This is a genomic window from Micromonospora sp. NPDC000442 (genome assembly GCF_042898635.1).
Taxonomy (GTDB): domain Bacteria; phylum Actinomycetota; class Actinomycetes; order Mycobacteriales; family Micromonosporaceae; genus Micromonospora.
Genome location: NZ_JBIAYZ010000008.1, coordinates 256138 through 274716, shown reverse-complemented (window position 1 = coordinate 274716; position 18579 = coordinate 256138). Strand labels below are relative to the sequence as shown.

Sequence of the window (18579 nt, the reverse complement as noted above, 5' to 3'; positions counted from 1 at the left end):
GCGGGCGTACCACCCAGGATCGGGGGCACGCTATAGCCGCAGCCGGCGCGCTGCCCTTGCTGCTCCTTCGTGCCGTGGTTCGAGCTGAGCCTCCGCGACCACTGGTGAAGATCAGCGTAGGATCTCTGGGTGCTGGGAGTGCTCTTCGCGATCACGCCGGGGCAGGAGCGGTCGCTGCTCGCGGCCGGCGATGGCGGCGCCAGCGACGCGGTTGACGGACTCATCGAGGAGATCGAGGAGTCGTGGGCCGAGGACGGTCTGAGGGTCGACATCGACAAGGCGTGGGACGGCATTCACCGGTGCCTGACCGATGGCACCCTCGAGCCTGACGGTGGCGAGTGTCCGTTGAGCTATGCGGTGCTCGGTGGGCGCCGGCTGCACGACGAGTACGTCGTGGTCTACCTCACGGTGGGCGAGGCGCGGGACGTGAGCAACAGCAGGACGCCGATCGTGATCTGTGCGAACAAGGCACCGGAGAAGAGCTTTGGGTGGTTGACGTACAGGCGAAGCACTCGGGATGGTCCCGGCAGCGTTCTGCCGGCTCGTAGTCGGCGCTTGGTCCACAGCCGCAGGACGACGTTTCCGAGGGCGAACGTCAGGAACAGAACCCCGAGGACCCCGAGCGGAGCCTGCGGTGATGCGTCTGCGGAGTTGCTAAGGCCAATGGGGACCACAGACCGACGCTCGCATGTCGGCCAGGTCGGTCTTAAGACAATCATGCTGTCGGAAGCGGTCCACACGCTGACGCCCTCCGCGCTATCGGGGGAACCTCACTCCGTGCCCGGAACATGGTCCACGCCGCCTGCCACTCCCGGCCTGGCCACCGCCGCATTGTCGGCGCGGATTCGGGTCAGAGCTGGTCGCGCCTGCCCTGCCCCAGCACGTCGGCAAGTTCGGCCCGGCCGTGAACGCCGAGCTTGGCGAAGATCCGGTTAAGGTGGTTCTCCACCGTGCGTATCGACAGGGCAAGCTGCTCGGCGACCGCCTGGTTCGACAGCTCTCGCGCCACCAGCGCGGCGATCTCCCGCTCCCGTCTGGTCAGGTGCGAACGGTCGCCGACCGAGGCCAGGAGCGGGGTGCGCGCGTTATCGCACCGGCCGGCTGCCACCGCCGCCCGGGCCTTCGCGCGGGCGGCGTCATCCACCTCGCCACGGCGGACGCCGGTGCCCGTCCGGCCGGTCGCCCGGCGGCGAGCCCCCGCCACTGCGGCTGCGGCGGTCGCCTCAGCGGCGTAAAGGTGGCATCCCAGCTCGGCCAGGATCGCCGCGACTCGCTCCAGCTCCGCCACGTCGGGCGCGGCCAATGCCCGGACCAGGTCCACCAACGCCACGCCCAGCCCCCAACGCGCCGGTATCGGATCCGCCGGCAGCAGCCGGGCCGCAGTCGTGGGCTCTCCCATCCGGGCCAGATCGCTGGCGAGCAGCACCGCTGGAAGCAGGCCGCCCCGGTGGTCCCAGCGCCGGGCGCTGGCGGCCAGCAGCGCGTGGGCGGCCCCGGGATCGTCCCGCTGCCACCACCGCCAGGCACGCGCCCGGTCCACCTCGAACCGGAACAGCTCGATCTGCGCGAGGGCCGGCCAGATCTCGGCGAGCCGGCCCTCGAACCGGTCGGCCGCCGCCTCATCCCCCTGGTAGGTGGCGGCGAGCAGCCCAGCCGCCAGGCACCGTCCCTCATGGTGGCGTACCCCGAAGTCACGCAGCACCGGAAGCGCCTCGGCCACATAGCGCCGGGCGGTACCGAGCGCGCCGGCAGTGATCTCGGCAAGGGCAAGGCTGGTCAACGCGGAAGCGTGGGCGATCCGGTCGCCCAGGCCGTAGGTGTGGGCCAGCACCTCGTGGCCGGTTTCCCGGGCCTGCGCGATCATCCCGTCGTACGCCCACACGTCGACCGGCAGCGCGCCGGAGGCGTACTCGGCCGGATACATGGCGCACCGGCTCACCGGCGGGGCGACCGCGCCGGCCAGTGCGGTTCGAAGTTGGCCAAGCTGGCCGGAGAGCAGGAGCGCCACCCCTTGGACGGCGGCGACCCGCACCGTCAACTCGGGAGAGTCGGCAACATCCACGTCGGCCACCAGTCTGGCGGCGTGGCGGGGCCGGCCGGCGCAGGCCAACAGGTTGGCCCGATCCACCCGCAGGGTCACCTGTGACACCGGGTCGGTCAGCGCCGCCGCGTCCCGACGCAGGCGCCACAACGCGTCCGCGACCGACCCGTGGCACCAGCCGAGGAACCACGACCGGGCGGTCGCCACGTCCCGGCGGGCGTGGTCGTCACCGGCGTGCGCCGCCAGGTCCTCCAGTACGGTCAGGGCTGCACCGGTGCGCCCCTGCTCGATCAGCACTCGACAGCGCAGCAGTCCGGCGTCGAGGTCGGCGGTCGACTCCCAGGCCGCCTGGGCCAGCCGCTCCCGCAGACGCGGGTCGGCGGGCTGGTCGGCGACCTCCCGGACGGCAGCGGCGATCAGCGCCGGGTCCGCCGGGCCGCCCCCGTCGACCCGCCACACGGCCCACGGCAGCAGGTCGCTCCACCGGCGCACCCCGTACGCTTCGAGGGCGTCGGCGAGTCGGCGGTACCATCGCAAACGGGTGGTGGTGGGGATCCGGCCGCGCAGGACCTCCCCATACAGTGGGTGGGCCAGCTGTGCTTCCCATCGGCGGCCGTCGGCTCGGACGGTGATCAGGCCGCGCTGCTCAAGGGTTTCCACCACGTCACCGCCGAGCACGTCGTGCAGCAGTCGGACGCCGACCGGCTCAGCCAGGGCCAGCACCTCGAGGGCGGTACGCCCGGCGGAGTCGAGCCCAGCCAGCCGGCACCGGACAAGATCGTCGAGTCGACCGGCCGCCGCAGGCAACTCGCGCAACTGCCACAGCTCGTTGTCGCGGGTCAACGCACCGCTGTCGTGGGCGGCCAGCACCAGCTCACGCAGGTAGAGGGGGTTACCGGCGGTGGCCCGCCGCACCTGGTCCAGGGTTCCGCGGGCCACCGGACCGCCTAGCCAGCCGACCAGGACCTGTTCGAGATCCGCCGCGTCCAGCGGGTCGACGTCCATCCGGGCTGCCCGGCCGGAGCGCCACAGGGCACCGATGGTCTCCGGCACCTCGGCCCCGGTGGGCAGCGTGGCCAGCAGCGCCAGCGATCCGGCCCGGACCGCCTGGTGCAGCGCCACCGCCGACACGTTGTCGAGCTGGTGCACGTCGTCGACGAACACGACGGTCCGACCCGACTCGGCGAGCGAGTTCAGCGCGGTGACGACGCCGGCCAGTAGGCCGGCCGGTCCGCCCGAATCCATCGGGGGCAGGGCCGGGACGATGCCGGAGAGGGCGGCCAGCGGGATGTCCCGCCCGGCTGCCACCGCGTACCCGCGCAGGCAACGCCAGCCACGGCCGGCCAACACCCGCAGTGCCTCCTCGGCCAGGCGCGTCTTGCCGACCCCCGGTGGCCCGGTCACGATCGCCGCGCCCGGACGCAAGGTGACCGTGTCGATCAGTCGGGCCAGCTGCGCCTCGCGACCGACGAACGGTGCCACCCTGTCGATCACCGCCGCTGCGTCCGTCACTCACGGTCCCTCCACCGACTACATCCCACAGTGGACTTTACCCACTCGGCTGGTGGTCCTGGGTTGCCGGTACGGCGCGGACATGAGTACCAGGTCCGGCCGAAGTTGAGTGCCCGCTACTCACGAATGTCGACGGTGCGCAGCCGTACGGTGTTGATCACCGACCTGAAGGTCACCGCGGACCTTCATCCATAGCGGCACATTCAAGGAGAGTCGCATGTCACGCACAGCCAGCCAGGGCCCCGTCCGCCGCAGGAGCACCTGGGCAAGCCGGATCGGCGCCGCCGTCGCCTTGGCGCTGGTGGGCGTGGTCGGGGTGGCCACGCCCGCCCAGGCCGCGAGCACCATTCACTACGTCAGCTGGGAGGCCGGCGAGCCGGCGTGGCAGTACCTCAACTGGGGACACTGGGTGGGCCGCACGAACCAGGCATCGGCGGTCCGCAGCGGAAGCTGGGGTGTGCTGATGCAGGAGAGCAGCATGAGCGCCAACTCCCCCGGCGAGGCGCGGCGTACCTTCACGTACAGCACGATGGCGACGACGTGCGCCGCAACGGCCTATGTCCGCAACCTGTCGCCGACCAGCCAGCGGGTGCGGGTCAGGGCCGAACGCGCCAGCAACGGCACCGGCCTCGGCTCGGTGACCCAGACCCTCCCCGCGAACAGCGGATGGACCAAGGTCTCCCTGGCTGCCTTCACCGCGAACACCACCGCAATCGAGATCAGCCTGTACGCCTACCCGTTCACCTCCACCGGGCTCCTCAACAACCCCTACTGGGCCCAGATCGCCTGGGACGACTTCACCATGGGCTGCGTCCGCCTCTGATCCCGCCCGGTACGGTCGCCGATTGAGCGTGATGTCGCAGAGTCATCGGGATGGCTCTGCGACATCACGCACACCACCGGCTACCGTCTCGGTCCAGGTCCAGCGCCGCCTTCGCCCGCTGCGCCAGCAGCGCAGTCCGGGTCCACCCGCTACGACCGACTGAGCCCGCGACGATTCCCAGCTCAGGACCGGTACCGCGCCACACGATCCCTGATCAGCTTCCGCGACCTGATCCGCAGCCGACTCCCGGCCACGGCGGGGCCGCGTGCTGACGGTCCTGGAGTTAGGAACCCGTGCCCGGTCCCTTCGGATCCACCGGCGGGGACGGGACAGCACTGACCGGGACAGGACTGGGGGGTCCGCCGGTGGGGACGGGGCAGGACTGATCGGGACAGGACTGGGGAGGTCCACCGGTGGCCGGTTGGCGGGAGCGGATGGTGGCGGGGCATCCCGGTTCACCGCCGCGAACGCCAGCGGCGTGCCGACCATGAGGGCGGCGACGACGCCTGCCACCCCGGCGGAGACGGTGAGGGTACGACGCTTGCGCGCCCGACCAGCGTCTCCCGTAGCCGTCCCCGGCGCCGCCACCAGCTGACCCGCTCGCGGTACATCACCGCACGGAGGTCCGGATGGCGACCTTGCTGGGCAGCATCGACGCCACGCCCACCCCCGACCACTGCATGATCACCATCATCGGCGGCGACTTCGACTCGTTCGGCCACCCCGACACCAACGCCGCGGTGCTCTGCTGGGCCGGCACCGAACAGATCCAGCTGTTCAGCGAAATCAGCGACGGCCACCGCCCACACGTCACCGTCGAGGCGTGGGACGGTCCCGCACCGACGGACACCGAAAATGGGAAGCCCACGGACACGCTGAACTGCACTCGACCAGCGGCACGCTGGGTATCAGCATCTTCGACGAGCGGATGCTGACCCCGTTCTTGCCCATCGGAGCGCCGGGAACCTACACCGTCGACGTGCATGCCACCGGCCGGCGTCGGCTACGCGCCCTGTGCGGGCAGGACGCCTGGTACGCCGACGAGCTACTCACCGGCGTCGAACGGTTCCGGGTCCGTGTCTGGCCCCAGGCCTAGCCGCCGCGCGCGGGCCGTGTGACCGGTGCGACCACGTCCCGTCGCAGGGCTCGCATCACCGCCGCATGCCGGACGGTGCCCGCCGGTGGCATGAGCCGCCGGGAGTGCAGGACGATCAACCCCACCCACAGGGCGACCACCCCCGTGAACACCGTCGCGAACGTCATCACGAACGGGACGTACACCAGCGGCGGCTTCAGCGACCAGACGGCTGTCACACCGATGGCCACCACCACCATGACCGGCGCCACGAGCAGGCAGCGGTACCCGACGACCAGCAACCGGTAGGCCCTCATCGCCCGGATTCGCTGCACCACCTGATCGACCTCAGCCACGTTGGCGACCTCCCCGGAACCGACCGTGACTGTACCGACGAGCCAACTCCCAACGATGCCGGCAAGACCAAGGGCGCCGCTGCTCACCGGGGGCCCCCTGGTCCGGGTCGAGGTCCGGCATGGTGTGGTCAGGCTGCCGCGGGTAACTGACGGTCGGAGCTTGCGTCTTGTCGCGCACGCCGAGGACCTCGTTGACGAAGTCGTCCTTATTGCGCGCGTAGGCCATGAGGTCGCCGCCGTGAGCTTCCGCGAGGTCGCGCTTGAGTTGCTCGTACCGGGACCGGTAGTCCGCCCGGCATCGGAGGGCATCGCGGAAGGCGACTCGTCGCCGCCAGAGCAGGGAGGCCGGCTCGGTGAGATGAAGCTGGTGGGTACGTTCCCACCAGTTGTCGGTCTCCGGCTTGAAGAAGTAGTGCGCTTCCTCGGGACGGTGCACGCCGTTGCGGTAGCCAAGAGCGGTCACGACCTCGATGGCGGCTGCCGCCGCTGACAGGCTGCGCACTGGTGCCATCATGTCGATGATCGGCTTCGCTGCCAGGCCGGGAACCGATGTGGAGCCGATGTGCTCGACCGGCCCGACCAGCCACTGTCCCAGAGCGATTTCGAGGCTGACCCGTTCCTGCTCGAACAGCACAGCCCACTGCGGGTCGTACGGGCTGAGGGTGACCGGTGCGTGCTTCACGACAACTGCCTCTCGGTGCGAGTACGGACCGTGCGGTGCCTCTCATCGTCGACGTGCTGCACCACCCGGTGTGAACCTGGCCGTCCTTCCTCGGCAGGAGCCCGCCCGGCGAGTACGGTCCGGACTCACCCGTCCGTTGGCGAGGGCTGGACGGGATCGAGCGGTTCCGGGTGCACCTCTGGCCCGAATGACGGCGGCGAGGCGAGACCGGATTCTCGTGATGAAGGCGGGCCGTATCCGGGCTCTCCCAGAACTTCGGCGTCATGCTGATGGTTTCTCCTCGCGACCGTCCAGGAAGCGAATCCCCTGGTAGGCGGGTTGTCGCACCTCAGCGCGGGGAGGGCGGGTCAATGGGTGTCTGCCGTCGCGGGCGGCGCTTTCTCGGCCAACTGAGCGTGGCAGACGGACAGCAGTTGCCGCAGTCGGGTCAGCCGTGTGATGTGCTCGTCGATGACCTCCAACCGGCGGCGGAACATGTCACTCGCCTGTGGCAGCCGGATGCGGTCGGGCACGGTGTGTTCGGGCAGAGTGTCGCCGTCGAGCAGATGAAGGTGGGCGCTGAGCGTGGCGATGTCGTCAACGGTCAGGCCGAGCGACAGCAACTCACGGATGATCTTCACTCGGGCCACGTCGGCGTCGCGGTAGGTCCGTTGCCCGGTGCGGGTGCGTATCGGTGGCGGCAGCAGTCCTCGCTGTTCGTAGAAGCGTAGCGCCCGCGGTGTGGTTCCCGCTGCCGCCGCCGCGTCACCGATACGCATCGTGCCTCCCGACTGTCAGAGCTCTACGAGGACGGCGCCGACATGCCGTCCCTCGACGACCTCCTGGAACGCTTGGGCGGCCCGGTCGATTCCATGGATGCGGGTATGCGGAAATCGGATGCCGCCGGTGTGTAGCCAGGCGCCGAACCGCTGCGTCCATTCGGCGAGCGCGTCGGGGTGGTCGGCGGCGTTGAACCCGCGCATGCTGATTCGCTTGAGCACGATGGGCACGAGGTCCAGTTCCAGCGTCGCGGTCGTGCCGGCGCCCTCGGCGGCGAGTTGCGCCGACAGCGCGCCGATCAGCACGATGCGGGCGTGGGGCCGGGCGGCGTGCACCGCCGCCTGAAGTTGTTCGCCGCCGACGGTGTCGAGCGCCACGTCGATGCCGTCCGGAGCGGCGTTGGCGAGCTGCGTGGCGATCGGTTCCGCTCCGCGTACGACGACCGCGTCGTAGCCGAGTTCGGTGGTCAGGACGCGGGCCTTCGCCGGTGAGCCGGTGGTACCGATGACTCTGGTCGCGCCGAGACGACGGGCGATCTGGCCGGCGAGGGAACCGACGGCGCCGGCGGCGCCGGTGATGAGCACCGTGTCGCCGGTACGAACGGCGGCGGTGCGGGTCAGCGCCGCGTACGCCGTCCAGCCCTGCGACAGGTGCGCCAGCGGATCCGGTAGCGAGTCTCCGAGCCGACGGCACCGGTCGACCGGGACGACCGCGTACTCGCGCCAGCCGAGGTCGTGCCCGACCAACTCGCCCGGACGCAGGCCGCTGGAGTCGGGGGCGGCGACGACCTCGCCGATCGCGGCGCCGGGCAGCGGATCGCCGGGTCGTGGACCGGGCAGTCCCGCCGCGGCCGCGCCGATGAGGGTCCGGAGCAGGGCCGCGGAGACCAGGAAGGCACGGTTGCGGACCAGGACCTCGCCGGACGCGCGGGGCGGCACCGGGACCTCAACGATGGTGAAGTCTTCCGGGCGCGGCAGGCCGTCCGGAGTCGTGAGCAACTGAACCTGACGATTGACGGAAGGAAGTGCAAGCACGTAACGCTCCTTGCTCGGTCGGTGGAGCGCGACCGTAAACCCTGACCCATGCGTCAACTGCAAGACTCAACGTCACGCGATTTCCGGCACCACCGGACTGGTACAGCAGGCTGTACTTTCCGGGCCGCGGCACGTCGGAGCCGACCTTGCGTCGCTATCGTCTCTGCCGGGAGGTACGGGATGCCGCGCAGGGACGCCGCTGGCGCTTCGGCCGCTGCGGGACAACTGGGCCCGCAGCTTTGGCGGGTGGCGCGGCGATACCTGCGTCGCCGCCTACGAATGTCTGTCGACGCCATCGAACACCTTCTCGGCGGCCTCGGCACGTCGATCCTGGCGCTGGCGGCCGTACTGCTCCTGGTCCTGGTGGCGCTCGCCAGCGTGGTCGGCATCGGCCTGGCGATGGTCCCGTCAGCGGCGAAGGCGGTCCGGCTCGCCGCCAACCGGGAGCGTGCCCGACTGTCGCGATGGGACCGCGACCTGCCCCTGCCGCCGGCGGTCCCCACCAGCCTGCGCGACGTCCTGCGCGACCCTTGGGCTCGGCGCGAGTGCGCGTTCGTGGGCATCCACGGCACCGTCGGGTTCGGCCTGGGTGTGCTCGGGCTGTCGCTGCCGATCTCCGCCGTGCAGAACCTGCTGTTCCCGCTCTACTACTGGATGCTGCCGCCGGAGGCGGGCGGCCCGGGGTTCATCGACTGGCGGATCGACGGGCTCCCCGACGCGCTGCTGGTGGGGCTGATCGGGGTCGGCTGGCTCGCCGCGACCGTGGCGCTCAACCCGCCGTTGGCCGGGCTGCAGGCGCTGCCGGGGCGACGGTTGCTGGCACCCCCGCGCGACGTCGACATGTCGCTGCGGATCGCCGAGCTGACCGCCACCCGGGCGGCCGCGCTGGACGCGCACGCCGTCGAGCTGCGGCGCATCGAGCGGTCCCTGCACGACGGGGCGCAGAACCGACTGGTCGCGGTCACCGTGCTGCTGGGTGCCGCGCGGCGGGCGATGCTCCGGGACCCGGCGCGGGCGGTGGAGATCCTGGACCGCGCGCACGACTCGGCCGAACTGGCCCTCGCGGAGCTGCGCAGCGTCGTACGCGGGATTCTGCCCCCGGTGCTCGACGACCGTGGGCTCGCCGCCGCGCTCGACGGTCTGGCCGCCGGCTGCGGGGTACCGTGCACGGTGGAGGTCGACGTTCCGGGCCGATGCGCCGCGTCGGTCGAGGCGACGGCGTATTTCGTGGTCGCGGAGGCGCTGACCAACGTCGCCCGGCACAGTGGTGCCGCCTCGGCGGCGGTCACCGTGCGGCGCAGTGTCGACCGGCTGTACGTGTCGATCGTCGACGACGGCTGGGGCGGTGCCGACGAGGGCCAGGGCTCGGGCATCGGCGGCATCCGGCGGCGGGTGCAGGGCCACGACGGCCGGTTCACTCTGACCAGCCCACCAGGTGGGCCGACGACCCTACTCGTGGAGCTGCCGTGCGGATCGTGATCGCCGAGGACGACGCCCTGCTGCGGGAAGGTCTGTCGCTGCTGCTGCGGGCCGAGGGGCTCGACGTGGTCGCCACCACCGACTCACCGACGACCTTCCTGGCCGCCGTGGACGAGTTCCGGCCGGACGTCGCGATCGTCGACGTCCGGATGCCGCCCACCCACACCGACGAGGGCATCGTGGCCGCCGTCGAGGCGCGGCGTCGTAGACCCGCCCTCGCGGTGCTGGTCCTGTCGGCGTACGTCGAGCAGGCGTTCGCCACCGACCTGCTGGCCGGCGGCGCGGGCCGGCTCGGCTACCTGCTGAAGGAGCGGGTCGGCCGGGTCGAGGAGTTCCTCACCGCGCTGCACCGGGTCGCCGACGGCGGTACGGCGATCGACCCCGAAGTGGTCGGCCAGTTGTTCGCCCGCAGCCGTCCCGACAGCACTCTGGGCCGGCTCAGCGCCCGGGAACGTGACGTGCTCGCCCTGATGGCTGAAGGGCTTGGCAACGGGGCGATCGCGCAGCGGCTGTTCGTCACCGACGGGGCCGTGCACAAGCACATCCGCAGCATCTTCGCCAAGCTCGGCCTCGCCCCGGACGACCGCGCCGACCGGCGGGTGACCGCGGTGCTGCGCTACCTCGAGGACGCCCAGCGTCGCAGTCGGTGATGCCGGCGCCGCGCGATTGGTACAGCCTGCTGTACCCCGGTTGGACAGTACGCTGGATCGTCCGGCAACCCGTCTGACCATAGCGTTTTCCATGTCATCGTCCTCTGACGACATGGAGAGGTTGGTCCAGATGTCCGTCCGCGTTGGACACACCGCCGACCCGGCGGTCCGCGTGATACAGCTCGCCCGTACGTATGGTTCCGGACCGCAGGCCGTCACCGCGCTCGCCGGCGTCGACGCGGAGTTCCACCGCGGCACGTTCACGGCGGTGATGGGGCCGTCCGGTTCCGGCAAGAGCACCCTGCTGCAGACCGCGGCCGGTCTGGACCGGCCCTCCTCCGGGCAGGTGTGGATCGGCGGCCAGGATCTGTCGCGACTGTCGGAGACGAAGCTGACCAAGCTCCGGCGCAGCCGGATCGGCTTCGTCTTCCAGGCCTTCAATCTGATCGGCGCGCTGACCGTCGAGGAGAACATCCACCTGCCGCTGCGGCTGTCCGGGGTACGCCCCGACGCCCACTGGCTGCGTCAGGTGGTCGAGCGGGTCGGGCTCGGCGACCGGTTGCACCACCGCCCGGCCGAGTTGTCCGGCGGGCAGCAGCAGCGGGTGGCGATCGCCCGGGCGCTGGCGATGCGCCCCGAGGTGATCTTCTGTGACGAGCCGACCGGCGCGCTTGACACCCAGACCGCCGCCGACGTGCTGGCCCTGCTGCGGTCGGTGGTCGACGACGCGCAGCAGACGGTGATCATGGTGACCCACGATCCGGTGGCGGCCTCGTACGCCGACCGGGTGATGGTCCTGGCCGACGGTCGGATCGTGCGGGACATGCCCCAGCCGGGCGCGGAGCAGATCGCCGAGCAGTTGGCGTGGCTCGGCCGCCGTCAGCTCGCCACCCAGGAGAGCTGAGCCATGCTGATGCTCGCCCTCCGGATGCTGCGCCACCGCATCGGCAGCGCGGTCGCCACACTCGTCGCGCTCACCTGCGGCGTCATGATCCTCATGGCGATGGGCGTGATGGTCGAGTCCGGGATGCGGTTCACCCCCGCACCGCAGCGGTACGGCGCCGCCGACATCCTGGTCGCGGATCGCGACATGGCCATCGAGACCACCGAGTTCGGTGAGACGTCCACGGTCACCGTGGACCTGCCCACCGGCGGAAGCCTGCCGGTCACCCTGGCCGAACGCATCGGGCAGCTGCCCGGCGTGGCGGTCGCCGCCGCCGACCGCTCGATCCAGGCGGTCGTGCCGATCCAGGACGCCGCGCGAGGGGCGGTCGCGCACGGCTGGAGCAGCGCCGCGCTCACCCCGTACCGGATCGTCGACGGCAACCAGCCGGTCACCACCGACGAGGTCGCTATCGACGGCCGACTCGCCTCGGCGGCCGGCACCCAACTGCGGCCCGGCGACCAGATTCCGGTCCTCGCCGCCGGCTCGGTGCAGCAGTACCGGATCAGCGGCATCGTGGACCGTACCGCCGCCGGTGATCAGCCGCCCGCGCTCTTCTTCACCGACGACCACGCCGCGGCGCTCAGTGGCAGCCCGGACCGGGCCAGACTGATCGGGATCGTCCTGGCCCAAGGTGCGGACTCGGCGGCGGTGAGGGCAGAGGTCGGCCGGCTGGCCGCCGAATCCGGCGCGACGGTCTACACCGGCACCGAACGGGCAGGAGTCGAACAGTCCGAGGCGCTCGCGGCGGCCGACATGCTGATCCAACTCGGTTCCGTACTCGGTGGCTACATCGCCGGGCTCGTCATGTTCGTCGTCGCCGGAACGATCGGCCTGGCGGTCCGCCACCGCCGCCGCGACCTGGCCCTGTTGCGCGCCGTCGCGGCGACCCCGGGACAGGTACGGCTGCTGGTCGTCGCCGAGGTCGCGCAGCTGGCCATCGTCGCGGTGCTGCTCGGCATCCCGGCCGGGCTGTGGGCGACCGACTGGGTGCACCGGCAGCTCATGGACCGAGGCTTCATCCCGCACGGCTTCCCGTTCGACGGCGGGGTGCTCACCGCCGTGGCGGTCAGCGTGGCGACCGTGCTGGTGGCGGTGTCGGCGGCGCTGATCGCGGCCCGTCGTACGGTGCGGATCCGGCCGACCGAGGCGCTCGGTGAGATCGCCGTGGAGCCGGCCCGCAGCAGCCTCGTTCGGCTCGTCGCCGGTCTGATCGCGCTCGGCGGCGGGGTCACGTTGACCATGTTCACCACCGCCCTGCGTGGCCAGGCCGGACTCGGCGCGGCGCTGGGCATGCTGTTCGTCTTCGTGCTCGCCGCCGCACTGCTCGCGCCGTGGATCAACCGGTACGCCGCACAGGTACTCGGCCCGGTGCTGCGCGCCGTGTGGGGTGACAGTGGATACCTGGCGGCGGCCAACCTGCGGGCGAACGCGCAGGGTATGGCGACCGTGCTGACCGCGTTGGTGCTGTCGGTCGGCTTCGGCGGCTCGATCTGGTTCCTGCAGGACAACCTGGATCGGGAGGCCGTCGCCCAGACCCGCGACGGGATGCTGGCCCAGCACTCGCTGGTGTCGGCGGTCGGGCTGCCGGCGAGCGCCGCGGCGGACGCCCGCGAGCTGCCCGGCGTCGTCGCCGCCACACCGATCCGGCGTACCTCGGTGATCCTGCCGGTGATGGGGGGTGCCGAACCCTTCGGTGCCCAGGCGATCGACCCCGACGGGGCCGATCGGACCATGGACCTGTCGGTCACCGAGGGCAGCCTCGCCGACCTGCGTGGCGACACCGTGGCACTGTCCAACCTGCAGGCATCCACGCTGGGAGCGGATCTCGGCGACCAGGTCGAGATCTGGCTCGGCGACGGCACCCCGGTGACGTTGCGGCTGGTCGCCATCTACGAACGCGGGCTTGCCTTCGGGGACGTGACCCTCAACCGGGAGACGGTCGACGGCCACACCCCGACCAACCTCGACGACGAGGTCCTGATCCGCACCGAACCGGGCAACGTCGAGGCCGTCGCCGGGCTCGCCGGCCTGGTCGAGCGGTACCCGGGCAGCGGCCTGATCGACACTGGGGCCGTGGGCGCCCAGCTCGCCATCGACCTGGCCCTCAGCGCCTGGATGAACAAGCTGGTCATCGGCGTCATGGTCGGCTACGCCGCCCTCGCTGCCGCCAACACCATGATCATGGCGGCGCTGACCCGGGGTCGTGAACTGGCCCTGCTACGCCTGGTCGGTGTCACGGCCCGTCAGGTCAAGCGGATGGTGCACGCGGAACAGGTCGGCCTGCTCGGCACGTCGCTGCTCATCGGTGGTGCCATCGCCGCCGTCACGTTGGTCTCGGTGGTCCGGATGATGACCGGACAGCTGATCCCCTACGTACCGCCGCTCGGCTGGGTTTCGATCATCGGCGGTACCACACTGCTCGCGCTGGTCACCACCATCGCTCCCATCAGTGCACTCCTGCGGATGCCACCGGTCAACAGCATCGGCGTCAAGGAGTGACCGTCAGCCAGTCCACCGCAGGCACCGACGAATCGTCGTCGGCTCCGTGGATCGGCGCACAGGGCGCCCGATCCGGACACTCACCAGGAGATTCCATGTCACCGCAACGCACCGACGGGTCCGGTTCCGACAAGGGCACTGACACCGCCACCGCCCCGAGCAGCGGCACCGCGACGCCGCGCAAGCGGTTCGGTTTCGGCCGCCGCACCGCCGCCGCACTGGCGCTTGTCGCACTTGTCGGGTTCGCCGGCATCGGCATCCAGTACGCCGACGCCGCGCAGGCGCACCGCCCGAAGAAGGACTCCATCCAGAGCAGCCTGGACGCGCTGGTCAAGGCCGGCGTCGCGCCCGGGGCGCTGGTCTCGGTAAGGGACAGCAGGGGACGCGTCACCAACTACACCGCCGGTGTCAACGACCCGCGTACGCGGGTGAAGGTGCCCACCGACGGGTACGTGCGGATGGCGAGCAGCACGAAGATGTTCACCGCGGTCGCCGTCCTGCAGCTCGTCGACGAGGGCACGGTGAAGCTGGACGAGCCGATCGAGACGTACCTGCCGGGGCTGGTCCGGGGGGAGGGTTTCGACGGACGCGCCATCACGGTTCGCCACCTGCTGAGCATGACCAGTGGCCTGCCGGAGTACGACCTGCCGGACGTCTCCGTGTGGGGCAATAGGTACTACGAGCCGCGTGACATGCTTGACTCGGCGTTCGCCAAGCCGGCGCACGCTCCGGCCCCCGGCGGGCAGGTGCAGTACCGCAACGCCAACTACATCCTGGCCGGCCTGCTGGTGCAGAAGGTCACCGGTCGCCCGATCAGCGAAGTGATCACCAACAAGATCCTCAAGCCGGCCAAGCTGCACGAGACGTACTGGCCGGGTGCCGGTGACAAGACCATCCGCCGGCCGCACGCCAAGGGCTACCTGCCGGACCCGGAGACGATGAAGTGGGTCGACATCACCCAGGTGGACCCCTCCATCGCCTGGGCGGCCGGTCAGATGATCTCCACGCCGAGTGACCTCAACAAGTTCCTGGTGGCGCTGCAGAACGGGAAGCTGATCTCGCCGGAGCGCCTGGCCGAGATGCGCGACAGCAAGGTCTGGCTCCCCGGCGGCGAGGCCTTCCCGGACCTGGTGTGGAACTACGGTCTCGGCACCACCGGGTATGACCTCTCCTGTGGCGGTCGCGCCTGGGGGCACGGCGGCGACATCGACGGATACTCCAGCCGTACCGCCATCACCGCCAACGGACGTGCCGTGACCATCGTGGTCACCGCCGAATCGAGCCCGGTCCCCGACGGCATCTTCCAGGTCCTGGACGCCTTCGACGCCGCTCTGTGCGCCGGCAGGTAGCCGTCGCCGGTCAACTGACCCGATCCCTTCGCCCGAACCGCCACTGACGGGACGACCCGCCGCCCGTGCCGGGTACGCCTGGCGCGGGCGGCGGCCCGGCCGCCATCCGTACCCAGTCAAGGAGCAGCCTGCCATGCCCACTTACCTCACTCGACTCCGCCGGCCCACCCGGTCGCGTCGCCGGGTCCTCGCCATGGCGACGACCGCGGTGATCGCGGCGGGCGGTCTCACGGCCGCCGGCCCGGCCGGCACCGCCCGGGCCGAGGCCCGTCCCGACGCCATCGGGCAACGCATCGAGAAGCTGGTCGGTACCGATCGGCACCCGGGGGCGCTGGCCGCCGTCCGGGACCGTCGCGGCCGGACCCGGCACTACACGGCCGGGGTCGGCGACCTGCGCACCGGCGCGAAGGTGCCGAAGAACGGCCGGGTACGCATCGGCAGCGCCAGCAAGATGTTCGCCTCCGTCGTCGTGCTGCAGCTCGTCGGCGAAGGCACAGTGGATCTCGACGAGTCGGTCGAGACATACCTGCCGGGTCTGGTGCGCAGCCCCGGTGTGGACGCAGATGCGATCACGGTCCGCCAACTGCTGCAGCACACCAGCGGCCTGCCCGACTACACCGACACGATGTTCCCGGAAATGATCGACATCCCGCCGTACCAGCACATCTACCTCGAGCCCCGGGACCTGCTCGACATGGCCAACGCCAGGGAAGGCAGACCGGCCGGCGACTGGGCCTACAGCAACACCAACTACCTGCTGGCCGGCCTGATCGCCCAACGGGTCACCGGCCGGCCCTTCAACGAGCTGGTCACCACCCGGGTCATCGAGCGGACAGGTCTGCGCGACACCTACGCGCCCGAGGTCGGTGAGGAAGGTATCCGCGGCAGGCATCCCAAGGGTTACCAGCTCGATGAAGCCACCGGCGAACTGCTCGACTTCACCCGGATGGACCCGAGCTGGGGCTGGGCCGCCGGCCAACTGGTCTCCACCCCGGCCGATCTCAACACGTTCCTGCGGGCCCTGCTGGCTGGCCAGCTGCTCAAACCTGCGCAGCTGGCCGAGATGCGGACCACCGTCGCGCTGCATCCGCGATCGGGCGTGGGGTACGGGCTCGGTCTCTTCCGCACCCCGTTGAGTTGCGGCGGGGTGGCGTGGGGCCACGGCGGTGACATCCCCGGTTACTCGACCGTCAACGGTGCCACCGACGACGGTCGCGCGGCGACCCTGGTGGTCACCTCGCTCAACGGGTCGGTCACGGACGGCTCTGTCGCCGCCGACCGGGCCGCCTTCGTCGACGCCGCGCTCTGCGCGAAGTGACCGCATGGCAGGAGTAGGGCTCTCAGCATCGCCCGATCAGCAGTAGGCATCTGGGCAAGGCGATCAGCGAGGCGCAGCGTCGGCGGTGGGTCAACCTGATGATGGACGCCGCCGACGAGGTCGGCCTACCCGACGATGCGGAGTTCCGCGCCGCCTTCACGAGCTACCTCGAGTGGGGCACCCGGTTGGCGGTACGTAATTCCCAACCCGATGCAGACCCGATCCGGCATGCACCGGTACCACACTGGGGCTGGGGTTTAGCCCCGCCTTACCAGGCTTGACCCGCATCCCGCCTGACCTCGTGTCAGCAGTCGCTGATCCCGGTCCAACTCCGGCACGGCCAAGTCCTCATTGCCGCGAGTCGCTCGCTACGCAACGTCGCGTGCAGTTCGGGTGACGGATTGGGGCTATGGGCGGTCAGCCCTGAACAGACCGGGGTCCTACGAGGCAGAGGATGATGCGGGTGTCGACCGCGCGGGTAGGAGGGGTAGGACATGGATCAAGGCACCCGCGACGAGATGCTCGCCTGCCTGGCTGAGGAACTCGGATCCGTTACGGTCACACACCCGACGCGGGTTGCCATCGACGGAGCACCCGCCGCCGGCAAGACCACACTCGCCGACGAGTTGGCCGCCATCCTGCGCACACAGGGCCGGGACGTCGTCCGCGCGACAATCGACGACTTCCTCTTCCCTCGCGCACGCCGCTATCCGCGCGGCGAGTACTCGGCCGAAGGCTGCTACTTCGACACCCACGACTACGATTCGTTGAACCGGTTTCTGCTCGATCCGCTCGGCCCGGGCGGGGATCGACGCTTCCAACACGCCGTCTACGACCACACCTCGGATGCCGTCCTGTCCCCACCGGTCACGACTGCCCCCGCCGACGCCGTGCTGATCTTCGACGGCGTCTTCCTCATGCGCCCGGAATTGATTGATCGGTGGGATCTGCGCATCTTCGTGTCGACCGACCTCGATGCAACGGTGGATCGTGCCGTGATCCGAGAGAGCCGGGTATCATCCCGGGCTGACGTCGAACGCCGCTGGCGCGAACGGTACATCCCCTCCCAACAGTTCTACTTCGCTACGGTCCGCCCGACCGATCACGCCGACATCATCGTGCACAACGACGAGCCCCAGCAGCCGGCCTGGGCGACCCGGACACGCTGACCGCACTCCGGCACGACCGAGTGTTCGACCCACCCCGACCTGTCACGCAACTTAACGCTCGGTCGACGGAGGCCAGATGAGTACGTCATTTGCCGATGATCCGCGGAGCGCTGACATCGCGGTTGTCGATGAGGATATCGGCTCGCCGTTGCGGGGAGCATGTTCTGAAGTAGATGCGCTGGGCCTCCACGTAGCGCCGCATGCTCGGGTGCTCTGGATCGGGATTCGTGCCGTCGCGAGCGGCCATACGCCTGGCCGTTTCATCGAAGGGGACATCCAGGAACACCGACAGGTCCCAGGCCGTGACGATCTCGTCCCGATGCAGAAAGAGCCCGTCGACGACGAGCACCGTCCCAGGAGGGGCAGTAAGGGGTTCCGGGTCGAGGATGATGTCGGTCGTGAGGTCATGCGCGGCTGGCCGGTATCGCCGGGAGCCGGCCGGGCCGAACGGATCCAGGACGTCGCTCTGGAATCGCAGGTAGTTGTATGAGTCCTGCCAGAAGCCTTCCGGCGACTCGCGTCCCTGTCGGTACCGGACCGCTCGGACGTTGTGGAAGTCGTCGAGTGATATCCGCACGACACGGCGGCCGAGAGCGCGCACGGCCGCGGCTAGTTCGTCGGCGAACGTGCTCTTGCCGGATCCGTCCGGGCCGTCGACAGCAACGCGGAGACATCCAGGGCCGTCGGGTGCGGGAATGCGCTGTGCGACCTCCCCAATGACGTCACGCCGCTGCACAGAGGCAATCATCCGGCAAGTCCCGCAACCAGCAAACCGAACAGCCGGCCGGGCAACGACATGCATGGTCTTCCCGGCACGACCGCGCGCCGGGTTCTCCCGTCCTCGGTCACGTACTGTGATGCCCGGCCGGCGGCAGATGTGGGCGCCG

The 18579-nt window shown here is 70.4% G+C and carries 17 protein-coding genes; 11 read left to right on the top strand and 6 right to left on the bottom strand.

Annotated features, from left to right (window positions below):
* Window positions 1-129 precede the first annotated feature (129 nt).
* Complete coding sequence (locus tag ACFY2A_RS15900; RefSeq protein ID WP_387172222.1) at window positions 130-936, top strand: DUF1877 family protein; 807 nt, start codon at window positions 130-132, stop codon at window positions 934-936.
* Here ACFY2A_RS15900 and ACFY2A_RS15895 read toward each other — a convergent pair.
* Window positions 851-3553, bottom strand: a complete 2703-nt coding sequence (locus ACFY2A_RS15895; protein ID WP_387172220.1) for a LuxR C-terminal-related transcriptional regulator — start codon at window positions 3551-3553, stop codon at window positions 851-853. The genes ACFY2A_RS15900 and ACFY2A_RS15895 overlap by 86 nt on opposite strands.
* Window positions 3554-3770: 217 nt before the next feature.
* Between ACFY2A_RS15895 and ACFY2A_RS15890 the strand changes: the two genes are divergently transcribed.
* From ACFY2A_RS15890 to ACFY2A_RS15880, 3 genes are all read left to right on the top strand, one after another.
* Window positions 3771-4376, top strand: a complete 606-nt coding sequence (locus ACFY2A_RS15890; protein ID WP_363925339.1) for a hypothetical protein — start codon at window positions 3771-3773, stop codon at window positions 4374-4376.
* Between the two features lie 629 nt (window positions 4377-5005).
* The gene (locus ACFY2A_RS15885) at window positions 5006-5311 is read left to right on the top strand and encodes a hypothetical protein (RefSeq protein WP_387172218.1); all 306 of its coding nucleotides are present in this window, start codon (window positions 5006-5008) and stop codon (window positions 5309-5311) included.
* A complete protein-coding gene (locus ACFY2A_RS15880) occupies window positions 5305-5472 on the top strand; it encodes a hypothetical protein (protein WP_387172216.1) in 168 nt (55 codons plus the stop codon). The genes ACFY2A_RS15885 and ACFY2A_RS15880 overlap by 7 nt, the downstream gene beginning before the upstream one ends.
* Here ACFY2A_RS15880 and ACFY2A_RS15875 read toward each other — a convergent pair.
* From ACFY2A_RS15875 to ACFY2A_RS15860, 4 genes are all read right to left on the bottom strand, one after another.
* Window positions 5469-5807 (bottom strand): hypothetical protein, encoded by a 339-nt coding sequence (locus tag ACFY2A_RS15875; protein WP_387172214.1) that lies wholly within the window; start codon window positions 5805-5807, stop codon window positions 5469-5471. The genes ACFY2A_RS15880 and ACFY2A_RS15875 overlap by 4 nt on opposite strands.
* Window positions 5800-6489, bottom strand: a complete 690-nt coding sequence (locus ACFY2A_RS15870; RefSeq protein ID WP_387172212.1) for a GrpB family protein — start codon at window positions 6487-6489, stop codon at window positions 5800-5802. Before ACFY2A_RS15870 ends, ACFY2A_RS15875 begins: the two co-directional genes overlap by 8 nt.
* Before the next feature lie 347 nt (window positions 6490-6836).
* The gene (locus ACFY2A_RS15865) at window positions 6837-7247 is read right to left on the bottom strand and encodes a MerR family transcriptional regulator (protein ID WP_387172210.1); all 411 of its coding nucleotides are present in this window, start codon (window positions 7245-7247) and stop codon (window positions 6837-6839) included.
* A gap of 15 nt (window positions 7248-7262) precedes the next feature.
* Window positions 7263-8282 (bottom strand): MDR family NADP-dependent oxidoreductase, encoded by a 1020-nt coding sequence (locus ACFY2A_RS15860; protein ID WP_387172208.1) that lies wholly within the window; start codon window positions 8280-8282, stop codon window positions 7263-7265.
* Between the two features lie 246 nt (window positions 8283-8528).
* Here ACFY2A_RS15860 and ACFY2A_RS15855 point away from each other — a divergent pair, with 246 nt between their 5' ends.
* From ACFY2A_RS15855 to ACFY2A_RS15825, 7 genes are all read left to right on the top strand, one after another.
* Window positions 8529-9761, top strand: coding sequence for a sensor histidine kinase (locus tag ACFY2A_RS15855; RefSeq protein WP_387172206.1), 1233 nt, complete (start codon window positions 8529-8531; stop codon window positions 9759-9761).
* The gene (locus ACFY2A_RS15850; protein ID WP_387172205.1) at window positions 9749-10411 is read left to right on the top strand and encodes a response regulator; all 663 of its coding nucleotides are present in this window, start codon (window positions 9749-9751) and stop codon (window positions 10409-10411) included. The genes ACFY2A_RS15855 and ACFY2A_RS15850 overlap by 13 nt, the downstream gene beginning before the upstream one ends.
* Window positions 10412-10541: 130 nt before the next feature.
* The gene (locus ACFY2A_RS15845; protein ID WP_363925349.1) at window positions 10542-11315 is read left to right on the top strand and encodes an ABC transporter ATP-binding protein; all 774 of its coding nucleotides are present in this window, start codon (window positions 10542-10544) and stop codon (window positions 11313-11315) included.
* Window positions 11316-11318: 3 nt separating this feature from the next.
* Window positions 11319-13856, top strand: a complete 2538-nt coding sequence (locus ACFY2A_RS15840) for an ABC transporter permease (RefSeq protein WP_387172202.1) — start codon at window positions 11319-11321, stop codon at window positions 13854-13856.
* A gap of 95 nt (window positions 13857-13951) precedes the next feature.
* Window positions 13952-15205 carry a serine hydrolase domain-containing protein gene (locus ACFY2A_RS15835; RefSeq protein ID WP_387172201.1) on the top strand — a complete coding sequence of 418 codons (1254 nt, stop codon included), beginning with the start codon at window positions 13952-13954 and terminating at the stop codon, window positions 15203-15205.
* Between the two features lie 133 nt (window positions 15206-15338).
* Entirely contained in the window at window positions 15339-16523 is a 1185-nt protein-coding gene (locus ACFY2A_RS15830) for a serine hydrolase domain-containing protein (RefSeq protein ID WP_387172199.1), read from the top strand.
* Between the two features lie 494 nt (window positions 16524-17017).
* Window positions 17018-17692, top strand: a complete 675-nt coding sequence (locus ACFY2A_RS15825; RefSeq protein ID WP_387172197.1) for a cytidylate kinase family protein — start codon at window positions 17018-17020, stop codon at window positions 17690-17692.
* Window positions 17693-17777: 85 nt separating this feature from the next.
* On the opposite strand, the gene ACFY2A_RS15820 is transcribed toward ACFY2A_RS15825, so the two are convergent.
* A complete protein-coding gene (locus ACFY2A_RS15820; protein WP_387172195.1) occupies window positions 17778-18428 on the bottom strand; it encodes a uridine kinase in 651 nt (216 codons plus the stop codon).
* Window positions 18429-18579: the final 151 nt, after the last annotated feature.